This window comes from Crystallibacter permensis (assembly GCF_025960875.1).
In the GTDB taxonomy this organism is placed as follows: Bacteria; Actinomycetota; Actinomycetes; order Actinomycetales; family Micrococcaceae; genus Crystallibacter; species Crystallibacter permensis.
In genome coordinates this window covers 79,001-98,241 of sequence record NZ_JAODLR010000013.1, presented here as the reverse complement: position 1 = coordinate 98,241, position 19,241 = coordinate 79,001, and the positions used below count along the sequence as shown (strand labels likewise).

At 66.0% G+C, this 19,241-nt stretch carries 19 protein-coding genes and 1 riboswitch; of the genes, 17 read left to right on the top strand and 2 right to left on the bottom strand.

Going from position 1 to position 19,241, the window contains the following annotated elements; translation table 11 throughout:
• Positions 1 to 72 precede the first annotated feature (72 nt).
• Positions 73 to 804 carry an alpha/beta fold hydrolase gene (locus tag B0G38_RS15195; protein ID WP_264670179.1) on the bottom strand — a complete coding sequence of 244 codons (732 nt, stop codon included), beginning with the start codon at positions 802 to 804 and terminating at the stop codon, positions 73 to 75.
• A gap of 150 nt (positions 805 to 954) precedes the next feature.
• On the opposite strand from B0G38_RS15195, the gene B0G38_RS15190 reads away from it, so the two are divergent.
• The 5 genes from B0G38_RS15190 to B0G38_RS15170 all read left to right on the top strand — a co-directional run bounded on the left by B0G38_RS15190 (position 955) and on the right by B0G38_RS15170 (position 5,530).
• Positions 955 to 2,070 carry a FecCD family ABC transporter permease gene (locus B0G38_RS15190; protein WP_264670178.1) on the top strand — a complete coding sequence of 372 codons (1,116 nt, stop codon included), beginning with the start codon at positions 955 to 957 and terminating at the stop codon, positions 2,068 to 2,070.
• A gap of 167 nt (positions 2,071 to 2,237) precedes the next feature.
• The gene (locus B0G38_RS15185; RefSeq protein WP_413542078.1) at positions 2,238 to 3,290 is read left to right on the top strand and encodes a FecCD family ABC transporter permease; all 1,053 of its coding nucleotides are present in this window, start codon (positions 2,238 to 2,240) and stop codon (positions 3,288 to 3,290) included.
• Positions 3,291 to 4,106 (top strand): ABC transporter ATP-binding protein, encoded by an 816-nt coding sequence (locus B0G38_RS15180; RefSeq protein ID WP_264670177.1) that lies wholly within the window; start codon positions 3,291 to 3,293, stop codon positions 4,104 to 4,106.
• A gap of 37 nt (positions 4,107 to 4,143) precedes the next feature.
• Positions 4,144 to 5,142: a siderophore-interacting protein gene (locus B0G38_RS15175; protein ID WP_264670176.1), complete on the top strand. Its 999-nt coding sequence runs from the start codon at positions 4,144 to 4,146 to the stop codon at positions 5,140 to 5,142.
• 49 nt (positions 5,143 to 5,191) lie between these two features.
• Positions 5,192 to 5,530, top strand: coding sequence for a YnfA family protein (locus tag B0G38_RS15170; protein WP_139004478.1), 339 nt, complete (start codon positions 5,192 to 5,194; stop codon positions 5,528 to 5,530).
• 21 nt (positions 5,531 to 5,551) lie between these two features.
• On the opposite strand, the gene B0G38_RS15165 is transcribed toward B0G38_RS15170, so the two are convergent.
• A complete protein-coding gene (locus tag B0G38_RS15165; RefSeq protein WP_264670175.1) occupies positions 5,552 to 6,739 on the bottom strand; it encodes an FG-GAP repeat domain-containing protein in 1,188 nt (395 codons plus the stop codon).
• A 302-nt stretch (positions 6,740 to 7,041) separates the two neighbouring features.
• A riboswitch (glycine riboswitch) is annotated at positions 7,042 to 7,139 on the top strand.
• A 158-nt stretch (positions 7,140 to 7,297) separates the two neighbouring features.
• Between B0G38_RS15165 and B0G38_RS15160 the strand changes: the two genes are divergently transcribed.
• The 12 genes from B0G38_RS15160 (at position 7,298) to B0G38_RS15105 (ending at position 19,161) form a co-directional block, all read left to right on the top strand.
• Positions 7,298 to 7,456 carry a hypothetical protein gene (locus B0G38_RS15160; RefSeq protein ID WP_264670174.1) on the top strand — a complete coding sequence of 53 codons (159 nt, stop codon included), beginning with the start codon at positions 7,298 to 7,300 and terminating at the stop codon, positions 7,454 to 7,456.
• Between the two features lie 177 nt (positions 7,457 to 7,633).
• The gene (gene ppsA / locus B0G38_RS15155) at positions 7,634 to 10,069 is read left to right on the top strand and encodes a phosphoenolpyruvate synthase (protein WP_264670173.1); all 2,436 of its coding nucleotides are present in this window, start codon (positions 7,634 to 7,636) and stop codon (positions 10,067 to 10,069) included.
• Positions 10,066 to 10,917 (top strand): pyruvate, water dikinase regulatory protein, encoded by an 852-nt coding sequence (locus B0G38_RS15150; RefSeq protein ID WP_264670172.1) that lies wholly within the window; start codon positions 10,066 to 10,068, stop codon positions 10,915 to 10,917. Before ppsA ends, B0G38_RS15150 begins: the two co-directional genes overlap by 4 nt.
• Positions 10,918 to 10,980: 63 nt before the next feature.
• Positions 10,981 to 11,754, top strand: a complete 774-nt coding sequence (locus tag B0G38_RS15145) for an SGNH/GDSL hydrolase family protein (RefSeq protein WP_264670171.1) — start codon at positions 10,981 to 10,983, stop codon at positions 11,752 to 11,754.
• 87 nt (positions 11,755 to 11,841) lie between these two features.
• Positions 11,842 to 12,585, top strand: a complete 744-nt coding sequence (locus tag B0G38_RS15140; RefSeq protein ID WP_264670170.1) for a VIT1/CCC1 transporter family protein — start codon at positions 11,842 to 11,844, stop codon at positions 12,583 to 12,585.
• Between the two features lie 71 nt (positions 12,586 to 12,656).
• Positions 12,657 to 13,148: a MarR family winged helix-turn-helix transcriptional regulator gene (locus B0G38_RS15135; protein WP_264670169.1), complete on the top strand. Its 492-nt coding sequence runs from the start codon at positions 12,657 to 12,659 to the stop codon at positions 13,146 to 13,148.
• 425 nt (positions 13,149 to 13,573) lie between these two features.
• On the top strand, positions 13,574 to 13,810 hold the full coding sequence (rpmB, locus tag B0G38_RS15130; RefSeq protein ID WP_074701032.1) for a 50S ribosomal protein L28: 237 nt from the start codon (positions 13,574 to 13,576) through the stop codon (positions 13,808 to 13,810).
• The gene (rpmG, locus tag B0G38_RS15125) at positions 13,810 to 13,977 is read left to right on the top strand and encodes a 50S ribosomal protein L33 (protein WP_005266311.1); all 168 of its coding nucleotides are present in this window, start codon (positions 13,810 to 13,812) and stop codon (positions 13,975 to 13,977) included. Before rpmB ends, rpmG begins: the two co-directional genes overlap by 1 nt.
• Positions 13,978 to 13,980: 3 nt before the next feature.
• Entirely contained in the window at positions 13,981 to 14,286 is a 306-nt protein-coding gene (rpsN, locus tag B0G38_RS15120) for a 30S ribosomal protein S14 (RefSeq protein ID WP_169995680.1), read from the top strand.
• 268 nt (positions 14,287 to 14,554) lie between these two features.
• Positions 14,555 to 14,842, top strand: coding sequence for an HU family DNA-binding protein (locus B0G38_RS15115; RefSeq protein ID WP_074701034.1), 288 nt, complete (start codon positions 14,555 to 14,557; stop codon positions 14,840 to 14,842).
• A gap of 123 nt (positions 14,843 to 14,965) precedes the next feature.
• A complete protein-coding gene (locus B0G38_RS15110) occupies positions 14,966 to 17,122 on the top strand; it encodes a cytochrome c oxidase assembly protein (RefSeq protein ID WP_413542075.1) in 2,157 nt (718 codons plus the stop codon).
• The gene (locus B0G38_RS15105; protein WP_264670168.1) at positions 17,119 to 19,161 is read left to right on the top strand and encodes an NHL domain-containing thioredoxin family protein; all 2,043 of its coding nucleotides are present in this window, start codon (positions 17,119 to 17,121) and stop codon (positions 19,159 to 19,161) included. The genes B0G38_RS15110 and B0G38_RS15105 overlap by 4 nt, the downstream gene beginning before the upstream one ends.
• The last annotated feature ends 80 nt before the right edge of the window (positions 19,162 to 19,241 follow it).

The window sequence follows — 19,241 nt, the reverse complement described above, 5'->3', positions numbered from 1 at the left end:
GTCCTTCAATGTTACTCCCGGGTAGGCGTTTTTGTTACTGCCTGGTACGCGGCTGTGGGCAGGGCCGTCGCTTTAGTCCTCTGCGGCAGCCAGCAGGTCCAGGACGGCCACGGCGCAGGCCTCCGGCTGCTCCCAATGCACCAGGTGGCCGGCGTCGGGTATGAGCGCATGCCGCCACGTGGGGTGGGCGGCAAGGAAATCCTGCACGATGTCCGGCGGGCGCGTGGCATCCCGGACTCCGGTGACCACCAGGGTCGGGGCCGTAACTTTATCCGGCACATCCTCTGCCGCGCCGGTCAGGCCTGCCAGCATGCTCGAACGTACGACGGCGGCCGGCAGCCTGAAGGGGGCCAGGAACCTTTCGCGGTCCGCACCTTGCGGCGCGTTTCCGCCGCGGAACCAGGCCTCGATCATTTCTTCGGCGGCTTCCTCGCCGGGCTGCTCCGGTCCGCCAAACAGGCGGGTGAGGCGCTCCACGGTTGCCTGCGAAGGCTTGACCGGGACCATCCCCGCCAAGGTGATTGACGCCGTCGTGCGCGGAAAACGGGCGGCGATGGTGGCCGCGATGCTGCCGCCGAGCGAGTGGCCCACCCAGTGCACCGGTCCGGCGGCAGCGAATTTGAGCGCGAAGTCGGCGGCGACGTTTTCCACCGTCCACTCAAAATCCGGCTCCAGCGGTCCGCGGTAGCCCGGTAAGTCCAGGTTCTGTACCTCGTGCCCGGCCTCGCGGAGGTAGCCGGCGAGCGGATTCCAGTAGCTGGCGGGGCAGGCCCAACCGTGCAGCAGGACGATCGGTGCGGACATGCTTCGAGTATGCCCGACATACTTCGAAGTATGTCCGAGCTTGGTGTCAGCCGGCTGCGGCCGGCAATTAGGGCAGTAAATCGTTTCTTAATCTGCGCCACAGTAGGCTAGCCTTACTTAAGTCTTTTTCGGTAGGTCAGGAGGTGGACTGTGGGAGCAGAGGTGTCCGTGCCAACCCGCATCGATCAGCGCCCCCGCGGCCCCGTGTCCGAGGGCGCTTCCGCTGGTTCCGAACACCTCGCCGCAGCACTCCGGCATCCGGCGAAGTCCGGAAACCGCCGCGCGCTCGCGGGCATCCCCGTGGTCCTGGCGATCCTGGCCGTGGTCTGTTTCGCCTCGCTTGCCTTCGGGGCCCGGCCCATCAGCTTCGAAACGCTCATCGCGGCCCTGACCGATTTCGATCCGGCCAACGGCGACCATGCGGTAGTTCATTCGCGCATTCCGCGGACCGTGACGGCCCTTCTGGTCGGCGCGGCCCTGGGCGTTGCCGGCGCCGCGATGCAGGGCGTGGCCCGGAACCCGCTGGCGGACCCGGGCATCCTCGGGGTGAACGCCGGCGCGGCGCTGGCCGTGGTTACCGGCATCTACGTCTTCGGCATCAGCAGCCTGACCGGCTACATCTGGTTCGCCTTCGTCGGCGCGGCGGTTGCCGCCGTCGTTGTTTATGGCATTGCCAGCCTGGGCCGCGAAGGCGCGACGCCGATCAAACTGGCGCTCGCCGGCGCAGCACTCACTGCCGGGCTCAGCTCGCTCATGAACGCCATTCTGGTCAGCAGCCAGGACACGCTGGATGCCTTCCGGTTCTGGCAGGTCGGCAACGTCAGCGGGCGCGGCTGGGACGTTATCCTGCCGGTCATTCCGTTTGTTGCCGTGGGCCTGCTGATCACGCTGCTCACCGGCCGGATCCTGAACAACCTCTCGCTGGGCGACGATGTGGCGCGCGGGCTTGGGCAGAAGGTAGGCCTCTCCCGCGCCATCACCGCCCTTGGAGTGGTCATCCTATGCGGTGCGGCGACGGCGCTGGCCGGGCCGATTGCCTTTGTGGGGCTGGTCATTCCGCATATGGTCCGCGCATTCACGGGACCGGACTACCGCTGGATCCTGCCGTTCTCGCTGGTGCTGGCGCCGGTGCTGCTGCTGGGAGCGGATATCGTGGGCCGGCTGATCGCGCTGCCCGGCGAGGTCCAGGCCGGCATCATGACCGCCATCATCGGTGCGCCCGTCTTCATCTGGCTGGTCCGCCGTCGGAAGGCGGCCGGACTGTGAGCAAGGTTCTGCAAGGTGCGGATGCGGCCGATGCTGTGAAGGCGGGGACGCGAGATCGTTCCTTAGCTACGACATCGTCCCTCGCGCAAGGCACGCCGGACCGCCAGGGACGATCTGGCGCAGGGGAGGGCGGCACCGCTGGCGCAGGTGGGAGCGGCACCGGTTCCATAGGAAAGCGCCCTGCCGGCCGCCAGCACCACTCCGCCCGCCAGCGCCGACGCCGCGTTGTGGTTGCGGCATTGGGCGCCGCCGTCGTTATTCTCTTCTTTGTCAATGTCCTGCTCGGCAGCTACACCGTGACGATTCCCGACTTTTTCCGGCTGCTCGGCGGCGCGGACATTCCGGGCGCGAGCTTCATCGTGATGGAGAACAAGCTGCCGCGGGCGGTCACCGGAACGTTGATCGGCGTGGCGTTCGGCTTGGCCGGCACGATCTTCCAGACTATGCTGCGCAACCCGCTGGCCAGTCCCGACATCATCGGAATCAGCTACGGCGCCAGTGCTTCGGCCGTGGCCGCCATGGTGGTTTTCGGGCTGACCGGCGTGGCCGTCTCGGCCGCTGCGATGATCGGCGCGCTGGCGATCGCCTTGCTGATCTACCTGGTGTCGCACCGCTCCGGGGTCTCCGGCGGAGCCAGCGCGCGGCTGATCCTGATCGGCATCGGGTTCGCCGCGATCATGCAGGCGGTGGTCGGCTACCTGATGACGCGCACGGATATCCGCACGGCGCAGGGCGCGCTGGTCTGGCTCAACGGCTCGCTGAACTCCAGCAACTGGGACCGCGTGGCCGTGCTCGCCGCCAGCCTGGTGCTGCTGCTTCCGGCCGTGGCGATGCTCTCGCGCAGCCTCCGCGGTCTGGAACTGGGCGACGACGCCGCCGCTGGCCTGGGCGTTCGCGTAGGCCCTGCCCGGCTGGGACTGGTGGTCACGGCAGTGCTGCTGGCCGCCGTCGCTACTGCGGCAGCCGGACCGGTGGCTTTCGTGGCGTTCCTGGCCGGGCCGATTGCCCGCCGGCTGCTGGGCGGGGCCGGTTCGCTGGTGGCCGCGGCCGGTGTCGGCGCGGTGATCGTGCTCGCCGCGGATTTCGCCGCAGCCAACCTGATTCCCATGTTCCTGACCAACGGCACGGCGTTGCCGGTTGGAGTGGTGACCGGTGCTCTCGGCGCGCCGTTCCTGCTCTGGCTGCTGGTCACTACCAACCGCGTCGGCCGAGGAGGCTAAATGCGCACTCTCCAGTCCCGGAACCTCACGCTGGGCTATGACCAGCGCACCGTGGTGCAGGATCTTACCGTGGAACTGCCGGCGGGGCAGGTGTCCATCATTGTGGGCGCCAACGCCTGCGGGAAGTCCACCCTGCTGCGCGGGCTCGCCCGGCTGCTCAAGCCCACCGCCGGTACGGTGATGCTGGACGGCAAGGACATCCACGCCCGTTCCACCCGCGAGGTGGCCCGGGTCCTCGGCCTGCTCCCGCAGACGCCCACGGCGCCGGACGGGATCAGCGTCGCCGAGCTGGTGGGCCGCGGCCGCTACCCGCACCAGGGCTGGTTCCGCCAGTGGGCCGCCAAGGACGACGACGCCGTGAATGCGGCCATGGCGGCAACGGACACGGAAGAGCTGGCCGGGCGGGACGTGGACGAGCTCTCCGGCGGCCAGCGCCAGCGGGTCTGGATCGCCATGGCCCTGGCCCAGGAAACGGACATCCTGCTGCTGGACGAGCCCACCACCTTCCTGGATGTCACGCACCAGATCGAAGTGCTGGACCTGGTCACGGACCTGAACCGGCGCAAGGGCACCACCGTGGCCATTGTGCTGCACGACCTGAACCTGGCCGCGCGCTACGCGGACCATCTGATCGCCATGAAGGCCGGCGAGGTGGTGGCCGAGGGCCCGCCGTCGGACGTCGTGACCGAGCAGCTGGTGTCCGACGTTTTCGGGCTCGAATCCCGCGTCATTCCGGATCCGGTGTCCGGCACGCCGATGGTCGTCCCGGTAGGACGCCACCACAGCAACGGCGGCAGCATGCCGTCCGCAGCATGACCGCCGCCAAGCACGCCCCTTCGAACGGAGAATCACGATGACGGCACTCGCCACCGAAACAGCAGTCACCCCCGTCCTGGCTTTCGACGTCGCCGTCGCAGCCGTGCGGGAATTGTCGCCGAACTTCCGCCGGATCACCTTCGCCGGAGAAGGGCTCAGGCTTTTCGGCGTCGACGGCCCCACGCTGGACCTGCGCATCAAGGTGGTGGTTCCCGCCCTGGATACGGACGGTCGCGAAATCCCGCTGCCGCCTTTCGGTGACCCCCGCGCGCCGGAATCCGGCCCGGGCGCCACCGCGCTGACCGGAGGCTGGTACCAGCACTGGCTGTCGCTCGACGAGCGCACGCGCGGCTCCATGCGCACCTACACGGTCCGCGACTTCCGCTACGGGAAGACTCCGGAGCTCGACGTCGACTTTGTGATGCATTTCGACGACGACGGCAAGGGCGGGCCCGCCTCGATGTGGGCGGACCGTGCGGTGGCCGGAGACCGGGTCACGATCATCGGGCCCAACGCCGGCGCCGTCAACTGCACCACGGCCAAGAACTACGGGGGCATCGAGTGGCGTCCCGGCCTGGCGTCGCATGTGCTGCTGGCCGGCGATGAGACCGCTGTCCCGGCGATCGCCGCCATCCTGGCCGCCCTGCCGGCGGACATGACCGGCAACGCTATCCTCGAAGTGCCTGACGCCGCGGACTTCCAGGAGCTGGTGACCGTGGCCGACATGGAAGTGCAGTGGCTGGCGCGCGGCGGCCGTCCGCACGGCGAGCTGCTCGATGCGGCGGTGCGGAATGCCGTCCTTGTTCCCGGTGCCGGCCTGCGGCAGGGCGAGGGCTACGAGCCAGAGGACGTGGACATCGACAACGTCATCCTGTGGGAAACCACGGTGGAATCCACGCGGCCGTTCTACGCCTGGATTGCCGGCGAGGCCGCGGTGATCCGTGAGCTGCGCCGTTACCTGGTGCGGGACGTCGGCATCGACCGCAAGCAGGTGGCCTTCATGGGTTACTGGCGGCAGGGCAAGGCCGAAGCCTGAGGTCCAAGGGGTTGGACTTGAGCTGCCCGGCGTAGGCGAGAATTGACGCATGACCATCGCCAAGTCCGTCCTGCTCTTCGCCCTGGCCGCCCTCGCCGAGATCGGCGGTGCCTGGCTGATCTGGCAGGCGGTGCGCGAAGACCGGGCCTGGTGGTTTGCCGGGCTGGGGGTCATGGCCTTGGGTGCCTACGGCTTCATCGCGGCTTTCCAACCGGATGCCAATTTCGGCCGGGTCCTGGCCGGCTACGGCGGGATCTTTATCGCCGGCTCGCTGGCCTGGGGCATGGTGATGGACGGTTTCCGGCCGGACCGCTGGGACTACATCGGGGCCGCGATTGCACTGGCCGGGGTGGCGGTACTCATGTACGCCCCGCGCGACGGTGCCTGACACAGGCCGAATGCAGCCTGCTCAGAACAGCTCCACCACGCCCCGCCCGGCAATGCCCAGCGGCACCGGCAAACCTATTGTGCCGTCGCCCGTGCCCGGCAGAAGCAGCAGCATCCCGGCCGCGTTGAGGACAATCAGGTCGGGGAATCCGTCCGCATTGAAGTCGCCGGGCGTGGCCACGGACATCACCCTGAACCTAACGCCGCCTGCCTGCACCGGGTCCTCGACCTGCCCGCTGCCGGTCCCGGCCAGCAGCCAGAATCTTCCGACGGCGTCCAGCGACATGATGTCGGCCGTTCCATCGCCGTCGAAGTCGCCGGGGGAGAAGACACGGGCCGGCGGGCGGATGCCGTGCAGGATCAGCGTCCGCGGCCGCAGGCCAGAAGCGTGTCCCCGATGCAGCCACAGCGCCCCTTCGTGGTCGCGGGTAATGACGTCGGGACGGGAATCGCCGTCGAAGTCGCCGGGCAGGAAGAAATCGCGCACGCCTGGCCAGTCCGAGCCGAGTACCCGGAGCGGTTTGGTCCCGCCGTAGCCGTCGCCGGGATGCAGCACCAGCACGCCGTTCCGGTGCAGGGTGAGGAGGTCGTGGCGGCCGTCGCCGTCGAAATCGCCTGCCGAGTCCATTGCCCTGGCCTTGGGCCACTTCCCGGCCCCGGAACTTGCCGTTCCCAGCCGGCCTGCCGGGGATGACGGAATAAACCAGAGGGATCCGTCCCGCGTGCGGGCAAAGAATTCGCTGCGGTTGTCCGGGGAGAAGGTCCGCGAATAGACCCGGACCGGCCGGGCCGGTGCGGGCGTCGTTTCATAGTCGTCCGCCGAAGCCTCGACATTGCCGGTGAGGGTCACGCCGCGCCAATCCGGAGTCAGGGACAAGACGCGGTGGTAGCCGTCGGGGTGCCCGTCCAGTGTGTCCCGCCAGCTGTAGTGGTAAGTGAGGACGGAGCCCGGCGCGGAGAATTCGAAGCCTTCCAAAGACAGCTCCCCGCCCACCACGGGCTCGCCCGCAATCACCGGCGGCGAGACAATTTCGATGTCCCGCGGCACCAGCCCGACGGCGGGCACAGCGGTCACGACAGCGGTGGGGGGACTTGCCGAGTGTGAGGGCAGCTTGCCGGCTTCCAAAACCGGCTGCGGCACAAACAGGCACAGCACGCAGACGATTCCGGCCAGCCGACGCTGGCCGCCGCGGGCTTGTGCATGCGCCATGTCTGTTCCCGGAAGGAAGCTGTCCGGGCCCGCCCCGCCCGGACCTTTCAGAAGTATTCTCCAGCGTACGCCGCGCATCCTCCGCGGGGAACGGGCACAGAACGTGCCGAAGCCATCTTTCCGACCGCGACGTAGCCGGTTCCGCTGCATAGCAGTTCGTACCTGGCGCCGGTTATTGCTTCCGTTCTGTCACAATTGCCCCTGCATTGCGAAAAATAAAGCGATTCACGCAGTTTGCTTGCACGATTCCACCCCTGCGCGCTACGGTGTGAGCCTGCTCACCTAGAGGTGGGCAGTGCTTATGATCTGCGGCGGGAGAGTCCTGCCGGTACATTCAGCAGGCGCCGTAGGAGCAAACCCTCCCCGGGAATCTCTCAGGCCCAAGTACCGCCGCGGATAGGCAACTCTGGAAAGCAGTCAGGCAGCAGCCTGGCTCACCGACGGTGCAAGCGGCGCCTGCGAGAGCAGGGGACGCGGAATCTCTCAGGTCCATGACAGAGCGGGGAGGAGCCCGAATCAAAGTGCCACGGCAGTGGCACTTGAACGATGGAGTTCCTCATGACCGTTCCACCTGGCTCCACTGCGGTGGGTGAAGCCCCCCACCTTGAGCACCAGCTCTCCAACCGCCATATCCAGCTGATCGCGATCGGCGGGGCCATCAACTTCGCCGCAGGCCAGCGCATCTGGCCCGCTTCGCGGCGTTCCGCGCCGACCTAGACGCCAAAGCCCGGCACGACACCGAAGCCCGCGAGAACTCCGCCACGGTGGAAGCCAGATAGTCCTGCCAGGTCAGGCACCCACCCATACCGCCAGACTCCGCCCGGACAGCCCTGGGCATTACCGATTTCGTTCACAGCGCTGATCAGCGCGTTCACGCATAGGAGCACAACCCCCATGACCGACGTTCTTTGGTTTTCCGAACTTGGCCTGTCCGACCTTGAGAAGGTCGGGGGCAAAAACGCCTCCCTTGGGGAGATGATCCGCGGCCTGGCCACGGCCGGGGTCAGGGTTCCCGACGGTTTCGCCACGACGGCGGACGCCTACCGGCGTTTCCTAGGCGAGTCCGGCCTTGACGATCGGATCGCCGCGATCCTCCACGACCTGGACAGCGACAACGTGACCGCACTGGCCCAGGCCGGCACGCAGATCCGGGACCTGATCTGCCACACTTCGTTCCCGGCCGGTTTCGAGGAGCAGATCCGGGCCGCGTACGGCCAGCTGGTTGAAAGCCACGGCGGGGATGCGGAGGTGTCCTGGGCGGTGCGCTCCAGCGCCACAGCCGAGGACCTGCCGGATGCTTCCTTTGCCGGCCAGCAGGAGACCTTCCTGAACATCCGGGGCGTGGAGAACGTCCTCCACGCGATCAAGGACGTTTTTGCCTCGCTCTACAATGACCGGGCCATTGCCTACCGCGTCCATCACGGTTTCACCCATTCGGAGGTTGCCCTCTCGGCCGGTATCCAGCGCATGGTCCGGTCCGACATCGGCACCTCCGGCGTGATGTTCACGATGGATACCGAGTCCGGCTTCAACGACGCCGTGTTCATCACCTCCTCCTACGGCCTAGGCGAAGCAGTGGTCCAGGGAGCCGTGAATCCTGACGAGTTCTACGTGTACAAGCCCGCTCTGGCCGCGGGCCGTCCGGCGATCCTGAAGCGCGGACTCGGCGAAAAAGCCGTCCAGATGACCTACACCGAATCCCGGGAGGTCGGCCGGACGGTCGATTTCGTACCCGTGCCACGCGAGCAGCGCGGCAGGTTCAGCCTCAGCGATGTCGAAGCTGAGCAGCTCGCCCGGCACGCGGTGGCGATCGAAGCCCATTATGGCCGCCCCATGGACATTGAGTGGGGCAAGGACGGCGTGGACGGGGAACTGTACATCCTGCAGGCCCGCCCAGAGACCGTCCAGTCCCGCCAGGCCAGCGGCACCATTTCCCGGTACAAGCTCAACGAGCACTCCAAGGTCCTGGCCGAAGGCCGGGCCATTGGCCAGCGGATCGGCGCCGGCCAGGTGCGTGTGCTGTCCTCGATCGACCAGATGGCCTCGTTCCAGCCCGGCGACGTCCTGGTGGCGAACATGACCGACCCGGACTGGGAACCGATCATGAAGAAGGCCGCGGCGATCGTGACCGACCGCGGCGGTCGCACCTGCCACGCGGCGATCATTGCCCGGGAACTGGGCATCCCGGCTGTGGTCGGGACCGGAAACGCGTCCCGGATCCTGGCCGACGGAGCACCGGTGACCGTCTCCTGCGCCGAGGGCGAGGCCGGACTGGTCTACGAGGGGCTGCTCGATTACACGCTGCACGAAACCACGGTGGATACAATGCCGCCGGCGCCGGTTCAGATCATGATGAACGTAGGCACCCCCGAACAGGCCTTCAGCTTCTCCCGGCTCCCGCACAGCGGCGTCGGCCTGGCCCGTCTGGAATTCATCATCAACCGGCAGATCGGCATCCACCCCAACGCCCTGCTGGCCTTGGAAGGCGAGATCGAGCGCCCGGCAGCGCTGTCCGACTACACGGTGCAGCAGATCCGGGAAAAGACAGCCGCCTACGACGGGCCCCGGGACTACTACGTCCGCCGCCTGGCCGAGGGCATCGCCACCATCGCCGCCGCCTTCGCGCCGGAACCGGTGATCATCCGGCTCTCGGACTTCAAGTCCAATGAGTACGCCAACCTGCTCGGCGGCCCCGCCTTCGAGCCGGTCGAAGAGAACCCGATGATTGGCTACCGCGGTGCCTCCCGGTACCTCTCGCCGTCATTCCGCAAGGCGTTCGAGCTCGAGTGCGAGGCCCTGAAGTTCGCGCGCAACGAGATGGGCCTGTCCAACATCAAGCTCATGGTCCCGTTCGTGCGCACCCTCGAGGAGGCGCAGGGGGTGACCGAACTGCTCGCCGCCAACGGCCTGCGCCGGGGCGAGGACGGGCTGCAGATCGTTATGATGTGCGAACTGCCGGCCAACGCCCTGCTGGCCGATGAGTTCCTGGACTACTTCGACGGCTTTTCCATCGGCTCCAATGACCTGACCCAGCTCACCCTCGGCCTGGACCGGGACTCCGCACTCGTCGCCGGCGGCTTCGACGAACGCAACCCCGCGGTGAAGAAGCTCCTGGAGATGGCGATCGCCGCCTGCCGTGCCCGCGGGAAGTACGTCGGCATCTGCGGCCAGGGCCCCAGCGACCATCCGGACTTTGCCGAGTGGCTGCTGGAGCAGGGCATCAGCTCCATCTCGCTCAACCCCGACGCCGTGACGGATACCTGGCTGCGCCTGGCCCGGACCGGCAACCGCTCCGCGGTCTCAAGCGCAGATCCGGGCAAGACCCGTTGACCAGCACCAGCGAACTCAAAACCACGGGGGCGGAGCGCGCCCCCGCTCCCGTGGTTTTCTTCCTCTCGAACAGCACTGGCATCACCGCCGAGACCCTGGGCAACACTTTGCTGACCCAGTTTCCCGGCCATCGGTTCGAACGCCGCACCATCCCCTTTATCACCACCACCGAGGAGGCAAGACGTGTCGTCGGCACGATTGACAGCCTCGCGGCCGCGGGGCGGCGGCCGATCGTCTTCTCGACGGCGGTCACTCGGGATATCCGCGCGATCCTCTCGCAGAGCAAGGGGCACTTTGTGGACCTGTACGATGCCCACATCGCACAATTGGAGAGTGCCCTGCAGGCAACTGCGAGCGGAGAACCGGGCAAGGCCCACGGCGTTGGCGACGCCATCCGCTATCAGTCCCGCATGACCGCCGTCGAGTACGCCATGGAACATGACGACGGCCAGTCCATCCGAGCCCTCGGGCGCGCGGCACTGATCCTTATCGCCCCATCGCGGTGCGGTAAAACTCCGACAGCAATGTATCTGGCGCTGCAGCACGGGATTTTGGCTGCGAACTTCCCCCTGATCGAGGAGGATTTTTCCCGGCAGTCGCTCCCTGATCCGCTGCTGCCCTATATCCACAAATGTTTTGGGCTGACCTCCCTGCCGGTCAGGCTGAGCCAGATACGCCAGGAACGCCGCCCGGACACCACCTACGCCTCGCTGGCCCAATGCAGCTACGAACTGCGTAACGCCGAGGAGATGTACAGGTCCAACGGGGTGCCCTCCATGAACTCCGCCTCCATGTCGGTCGAGGAAATCTCCGCCACGATCCTCCAACGGATGCAGCTGAGCCACTGACAAACCAAACGCCGGCACTGGCTCTGCACCAGTAGTCACGCCGGAGTTTGTTAATCTGTCAGGGTGACTTTTACTCAACGATTTGTAGCGCTCGGAGACTCCTTCACGGAAGGCGTCGGCGATAAGGACCCGCAACTGCCTAACGGCGTGCGCGGCTGGGCGGACAGGGTGGCCGAGCAGTTGATGCTGGCGGACCAGGGCTGGGGTTATGCCAACCTGGCGATCCGCGGGAAGAAGATCCGGCAGGTGCTCGCTGAACAGATCGAACCTGCCTTGGCGCTGGAGCCCACGCTCGTGACCGTCTACGCCGGCGCCAATGACATCCTGCGGCCCAGTGTGGACATCGACGAAATGATGAAAGCGTACGACGGCGGCATCGCCAGACTTACGCAGTCCGGCGCCGACGTCGTGATGTTTACCGGGTTTGATTCAGCGGGATCGGCCGTTTTCGGCAAGACCCGGGGCCGCACTGCCATCTACAACGAGTGGGTGCGCGAAATTGCCGACAAGCACGGCGCGCGGATTGTGGACTACTGGCGGATGCGGGAGTTCCAGGACTGGCGGTATTGGGACGAAGACCGGCTCCATATGTCCGCCGCCGGGCACACCCTCATGGCCAAGCGGGTGCTGGAGACGTTGCAGGCCGATGATCTCATCGAGCTTCAGGAACTGCCGGCCCTGAGCACGCTGACGCGGCGTGAGTCGCTGGTGGCCAATGCCCGCTGGGCCCGGGAGCACGTTGGGCCCTGGATCGCCCGCCGGCTGCGCGGTGTTTCCTCCGGCGACACCCTGGCGCCGAAATACCCGCAGCTGGCCAGGCTGGATGTGCGGGCATAGCCGGACTGCTCCGGCCTGAGGCCCTGGCCGGCTGAGGGTTGGCTTTCCTCGCTGGATACCCAGGTGCTTAAGTGCTTGGCTTGAGGCATGGGCAGCGGACCTGAACCTACGACAGGAATCAACCGCCAGCATGCAGACGAACCGCACGGCAACGGCATAGCCACGAGGTTGAACTGGCTGCGCGCAGGCGTTCTTGGGGCGAACGACGGCATTGTTTCGGTCGCCGCCATCGTGGTCGGCGTGGCCGGGGCCACCTCGGACGTCGGTGCCCTGCTGGCCGCCACGCTCGCCGCGGTCATCGGCGGTGCCATCTCGATGGCCCTGGGGGAGTACGTTTCGGTCTCCAGTTCCAGTGACAGCCAGAAAGCACTCATTGCCAAAGAATCCCGTGAACTTGAGCAGATGCCCGAGGAAGAGCTTGCGGAACTGGCGGGCATTTACGAGTCCAAGGGCGTCAGCGAGGCCACTGCCCGGCAGGTCGCCCTGGAACTCACCCGTTACAACGCCCTCGGTGCGCATCTGGAGGCAGAACTGGGCATTGATCCGGACGAGGTAATCAGTCCCTGGCACGCTGCCTTTGCCTCTTTCATCGCTTTCGTCGCCGGTGCCGCCCTGCCTGCGCTGGCCATCCTGCTTCCGTCTGAAGGCCTGCGGATTCCTGTGACCTTCGCGGCGACGCTGCTGGCCCTGGCCGGAACCGGCGGTCTGGGCGCCTACCTCGGCGGTGCACGCATCCTGCCTGCCGTGGCCCGGGTTGTCATTGGCGGAGCGCTGGCGCTAATGGCCACGTTCCTGATCGGTTCGTGGCTCGGCACCAGCGGCATCGTTTAACACCGCTGACGCGGACCACGGCGGAGCCAGGAGGAAAAGTTGAATCATCAAGTATGTGGCAGAATGGAGGTATGACTTCTGCACGTTGGCTTGATCCCGAAGAACGCCAGGCTTGGCTTGCCTTGCTGGCTGTAACCACCCTGCTGCCCGGCAACCTGGACGGCACTTTGCAGCGTGAGGCCAAAGTCACGCTCTTCGACTACAACGTCCTGGCCATGCTCTCCGAGGCGGAGGACCGTTCATTGCCGATGAGCGAACTGGCTTCACGCACCTACTCGTCCTTGTCCCGGCTCTCCCATGTGGTGAAGAAGCTGGAACTGCGCGGCTGGGTCAAGCGCAGCCCCTGCGCCGAGGATGCCCGGGTGACCATGGCCACCCTGACCGAAGACGGCTACTCCGCCATCGAGCAGCTTGCCCCGGCCCACGTCGAGTCCGTACGTGACGCGGTTTTTGACGGGCTGGACCACAAGGATGTTGCCGATCTGGAGCGGTTGGGCAAGAAGATTGTCCAGCGGCTGGAACCGAGCAGCTGGGTACTGCGCGAGCCCCGCATCAACAGCTGAGCCCTCAGGTGCCGGACACTTATCACCGGAAGCGGTCCCGGTTTGGCTGAAACGCCGCCGGGCCCTAAGATGGAGAGGCGTTAAGTCACGCAACCTGCGGGTTGTCCGTGTCCGCTGGGCAGAAATGCGCGGTTGGTCCAGGTCAGCCGGTAAGTTGCGTGAATTCCCGTGTCAACCTAGAATTTAAGGCTGTTGCTGAGCCGGTCCCTTCGGGGATCAGCGGTAGGCAGCGCCTGGACTTCACCGTCTTCCCCGCGGCGAGGCACTTCGGCTGGATCTCACCCCGCCTGGTTCACCTCCGGAAAGTCGCAGTAATAACGGTGTCAAAACTGGTGACGGGCGCTCTTACACGCAGATTCAGAGGCAGCTACACCGCTGTATCTGTGCAGGTCCGTCAATATTTACTAAAACTTGGAGGAGAGATCATGGCAGCTCATTGCCAGGTGACCGGAGCCGTACCCGGCTTTGGCCACAGCATTTCGCACTCGCACCGCCGCAACAAGCGCCGGTTCGATCCGAATATCCAGAAGAAGCGCTACTGGGTTCCGTCCCTGCGCCGCAACGTCACGCTGCAGCTTTCTGCCCGCGGCATCAAGACCATCGACGTCCGCGGTATTGACGCCGTCGTCGGCGAACTGATCGCGAAGGGTGTGAAGCTCTAGTGGCAAAGGACAAGGACGTACGTCCCATCATCAAGCTGAAGTCCACCGCGGGCACCGGCTTCACTTACGTCACGCGTAAGAACCGTCGTAACGACCCGGACCGTCTGGTCCTGAAGAAGTACGACCCGAAGATCCGCAAGCACGTCGAATTCCGAGAGGAGCGCTAAGACATGGCAAAGAAGTCCAAGATTGCTCGCAACGAGCAGCGCAAGGTCATCGTCGAGCGCTACGCTGAAAAGCGCCTCGAACTGAAGAAGACCCTGGTTGACGAAAACGCATCCGACGAGGCACGCGAAGCAGCCCGCCTGGGCCTGCAGAAGCTGCCCCGCAACGCTTCTCCCGTCCGCCTGCGCAACCGCGACCAGATCGACGGTCGCCCCCGCGGCACCCTCCAGAAGTTCGGCATCTCCCGTGTTCGCTTCCGCAACATGGCACATGCCGGCGAACTGCCGGGCATCAAGAAGTCCAGCTGGTAAAAACCGGCAGACGATAGCCTCATGAAAAAGGCGGCGGTCTTAGGACCGCCGCCTTTTTCATGCCTTCCGCCCGGTTTGGACCGGCGATTATCGGGCTGAACGGGGTAAACGTCCCCAAAACTGGCAGATTCCCCACAATTTCGGGGAAAAATCGCCAGATCACGCGGAATTTGCCGGAACTTGGCGGCGTAACTGGTAAGTTTTCGGACAGAAGCTTTTCACGACCGTGCAAAGCTCTAATATCCGAAGTAGTCCAGGAGGACATAAATTGGCTATCAACCGTAGTGAACTGGTCGCAGCAGTAGCAGAGAAGGCTGGCACCAGCCAGACTGCAGTGAACGGCGTTCTGGACGCTGTCTTCGACATTTTCGCAACCTCCGTTGCCAAGGGTGAGAAGATCACCATCCCCGGTTGGCTCGCAGTTGAGCGCACCGACCGTGCAGCCCGCACCGGCCGCAACCCGCAGACCGGCGAAACCATCCAGATCGCCGCAGGCCACAGCGTCAAGCTGACTGCAGGTTCCAAGCTGAAGGCTGCTGTCTCCAACAAGAAGTAGACCAAACAACTTCTGACAAGGCCGCTGCCGGTTCCCGGCGGCGGCCTTGTCATTTAAACCCAAGGGTCGGAAGGTAGGGTGCTGCTGCGCGCAGATTGGCCGAAATTCTACTGGGGGTAGAGAATGGATACCGTGTCAGCACCATCAGCAAAGCAGTCTTCCCAGCAGCCCGCAGCCGGGGAGCCGCTGCGTCCTGCCGCGATTACGGCCGAGGGCATCGGCAAGCTGTGGCTCCTGGCCGCAGCCGCCGTCGTCGTACTTGCCCTCGTCGCCGCCCTGATCTATTCCGGGGCCGCAGCTACCCGCCAGCTCTCGGACCCCGGGGCGCTCACGCGCTGGGGTCTGCCTGCGGCGAAGGCTGTCCATAACCTCGCATTGGCCGCCGTGATCGGCTCGCTGGTGTTCGCCGTGGCCATCGTGCCCAAGCGCCTGCACCGCTCGCGTAAATCCGATCAGCAGGACGACAGTCCCGAGCACCCTGCGTTCACCCGTGTGCTGGCCCTTGCCGCAGGCGCGGCAATTGTGTGGACGCTGGCAGCCGTCGCTGTTCTGGTGCTTTCCTTTTCCGACATCTCCGGGCTGCCGTTGAGCGGAGATGCCGGGTACACCTCGGCGCTAGTCGGTTACATGACGGACATTGCAACCGGGCAGGCCTGGCTCGCTATTACGATCGTCGCCGCCATCGTGGCCACCCTGATCTTCGGCGTCCGCTCGCTGACCGCGCTGGCATTCACGCTGATGCTGGCCACCGTAGGCGGCCTGCTGCCCATGGCACTGACCGGACACTCTGCAGGCGGCGACGACCACTACGGCGCGGTCAACTCCATCGGCCTGCACCTGCTGGGAGTCTGTCTGTGGGTGGGCGGGCTGATTGCCCTGGCCTTCCTGTCCGGCACGCTTGGCTCCAAGGACATCACCAAGCACGTACTCAAACGCTATTCGGCGTTGGCGCTGATCAGTTTCTTCCTGGTCTTTTTCTCCGGCCTGATCAACGCGGGTATCCGGATCACGTCCCTGGACCAGATCGCCAGCGAGTACGGTGCCCTCGTGGTTTTCAAGACGCTGGCAACGCTGCTGCTGGGTGCCATCGGCTTCATGCAGCGGCAATGGATCGTGCCGCAGCTGGGCACCAAATCAGCGGCCCGGGTCCTGTGGCAGCTGATCGCCGTCGAACTGCTGATCATGGGCGCCATCTCGGGCGTGGCCGTCGCGTTGGCCCGGACCGCGCCGCCGACCCCGGAGGAACTGCCGCCGGACGCATCGCCGGCCCGCATCCTGACAGGCTACGATCTTCCGCCCGAGCTCGCCGGCTCCGCGTGGATCACCACGTGGCGCTGGGACTGGCTCTGGGTGGCCTTCACCTTGATTGTGGGCATCGCCTACCTGATCGGCGTGGTGCGGGTCCGCCGGCGCGGGGACTCCTGGCCGATTGCCCGTGCTGCCAGCTGGATTGTGGGTCTGCTGGCGCTGACCTACGTTACCTCCGGTGCGCCGGCCGTCTACGGCATGGTGCTGTTCAGCGCCCACATGCTGGACCATATGGCGCTGACCATGGTGGTGCCGCTGTTCCTGGTGCTGGGCGCGCCGGTGACGCTGGCGCTGAAGGCCCTGCCGCCACGGCAGGACGGCAGCCGGGGGCCGCGCGAATGGATCCTGTGGCTGGTCCACTCGACCTACTCCAAGGTCATCACGCACCCGCTTTTTGCGGCCGCCAACTTCGCCGGCTCCATCATCATCTTCTACTACTCGCCGGCCTTCGGCTTCGCCCTGCACGAGCATGTGGGGCACGAGTTGATGAACGTCCACTTCCTGCTGACCGGCTACCTGTTTGTCCTGTCGATGATCGGCCAGGACCCGGTGCCGTACCGTGCGCCGTTCCCGCTGCGGCTGATCCTGCTCTTCGCGACCATGGCCTTCCACGCGTTCTTCGGTGTTGCCCTGACGAGCTCGACGTCGCTGCTGCAGGCCTCTTGGTTCGGCAGCATGGGCCGGGACTGGGGACTTTCGGCTATGGAAGACCAGCGGCTGGGCGGCGCCATCATGTGGGGAGTCGGCGAAATACCGACGCTCTGCGTGGCCATCGGCGTGGCCCTGATGTGGTCACGAACGGACGCACGGGAAACAAAGCGTAAAGATCGGGCAGCCGACAGGAATAAGGATGCGGAGCTGGCCGCTTATAACGATATGTTTGCCAGACTGGCACAGCGGGACGAGCAGGTAGCACACACCCCGTCCCAGGCCCCCACAGATTCCAGCCGGAACCAAGGAGATATCCCATGACTGAGGCAGCCGAGACGTCCATCCGCACTAATTACCGCGTGCGGGCGTCCGAACTGGTGGGCCGCAACTGGCTCAATACCGGCGGCAAACAGCTGGGACTGGAGGGTCTGCGCGGCAAAATTGTGTTGCTCGACTTCTGGACTTTCTGCTGCATCAACTGCCTGCACGTGCTGGATGAACTGCGGCCGCTGGAGGAGAAGTACCGGGACGTGCTCGTCACCGTGGGCGTGCACTCGCCCAAGTTCGAACACGAGGCGGACCCGGTGGCCCTGGCCGCCGCCGTCGAACGCTACGAAATCCACCACCCGGTGCTGGATGACCCCGAGCTGGACACCTGGCAGGCGTACTCCGCCCGCGCCTGGCCCACGCTGGTGGTCGTCGATCCGGAAGGCTACATCGTCGCCCACCTGTCCGGCGAAGGCCATGCCGGCGGGCTCGAGTCCCTGGTCGAAGAGCTGATCGCCGAACACGAGGCCAAGGGCACCCTGCACCGCGGCGACGGTCCCTACGTACCGGCCGAAACCACCGCCGGTGTCCTGCGCTTCCCAGGCAAGCTTGTCCCGCTGCCGGATGGTGTTGGTTCCGCCGGCGAAACCTTCCTGGTTTCGGATACCGGGCACCACCGGTTGGTGGAGCTGGCGGCGGACCTGGACACCGTGCTGAACATCTACGGCTCGGGGGAGAAGGGCTGGCAGGACGGCTCGGCGGATGCTGCGCGTTTCAACGAGCCCCAAGGCCTGGCGCTGCTGCCCGAAGACGTACGCGCAAAGGCCGGGTACGACGTCGTTATCGCCGACTCTGTTAACCACCGTTTGCGGGGACTCACCCTGGCGACCGGTGCCGTGGCCACCCTTGCCGGCAATGGCGTCCAGCGCCTGCTGGATGCGGAAAACCAGCGCGCCGCCGCATCCCAGGCCGAGGCGGGCCCGGGGTCCGTGGCGGACGAGGCCGCCTCCGGCGAAGACCTCGGCGAGGAACTCGCGGAGGTCCTGGCCACGGCATCCTCCTCGCTGGGAGATGACCCGCTGGCCGTCTCGCTCAGTTCGCCCTGGGACGTGTTGTGGTCCACCGCGCTGAACAAGGTGGTGGTGGCCATGGCCGGCGTGCACCAGATTTTCTCCTTCGATCCGGCCAACGGGCAGGTTGCCGTGCTGGCCGGCACCGGACTGGAAGGACTGCAGGACGGTGAGGCTACCGCAGCCTGGTTCGCACAGTCCTCCGGGCTGGCCCAGGACGCCAACGGCAGCATCTGGGTCGCCGACTCCGAGACCTCCGCGCTGCGCGTCATCTCCTTCCCCGAGGTCAACGGCAGCGAGCGGGTGCAGGTGCAGACCGCCATCGGTACCGGCCTGTTCGACTTCGGTTTCCGCGACGGCGACGCCGCCGAGGCACGGCTGCAGCATCCGCTGGGCGTGACCGTGCTTCCGGATGGCTCCGTGGCCGTGGCCGACACCTACAACGGCGCGGTCCGCCGCTACGATCCCGCCACCGGGACCGTTTCCACGCTGGCCCGCGGGTTCGCCGAGCCCTCCGACGTGCTGATGGACACCTCCGCGGTGGCGGACGGGGGAGAGCCGCTGCTCATCGTGGTTGAAGCCAACAAGCACCAGCTTGTCCGCATCCCGCTTCCCAAGGAAGCGCTGACCGTGGACGAGGGCGCCTCGCAGACGCAGCGCCCGAAGACCGAGGTTTCGGCTGGTCCGCTGGCACTGACCGTGCGGTTTGCCGCGCCCAAGGGCCAGAAGCTCGATGACCGTTGGGGCGATCCCACCCAGCTGAAGATCTCCTCCTCGCCGGAGAACCTGCTGGTTTCCGGCGGTGGCACATCGGTAGGCCTGATCCGCGAACTGGTACTGGCCGAGGACGTTCCCGAAGGCGTCCTGCACATCACCGCCCGCGCGGCGGCCTGCGACGGCGAGCCCGGGGGCGAGATTCCCGACCACGCGGCCTGCCACCTGTACCAGCAGGACTGGGGCATTCCCGTAGTGCTCGGCAGCGGAAGCGGCGAGCTGACACTGGACCTGCGCGGACTGGACTAAAGAGAACGGCGCCCGAGCGGCGCCCGGGGACTGCCTACGGTGGTACCGGGGCGCCGTCGTCGTTAGCAGATGAAGGCAGG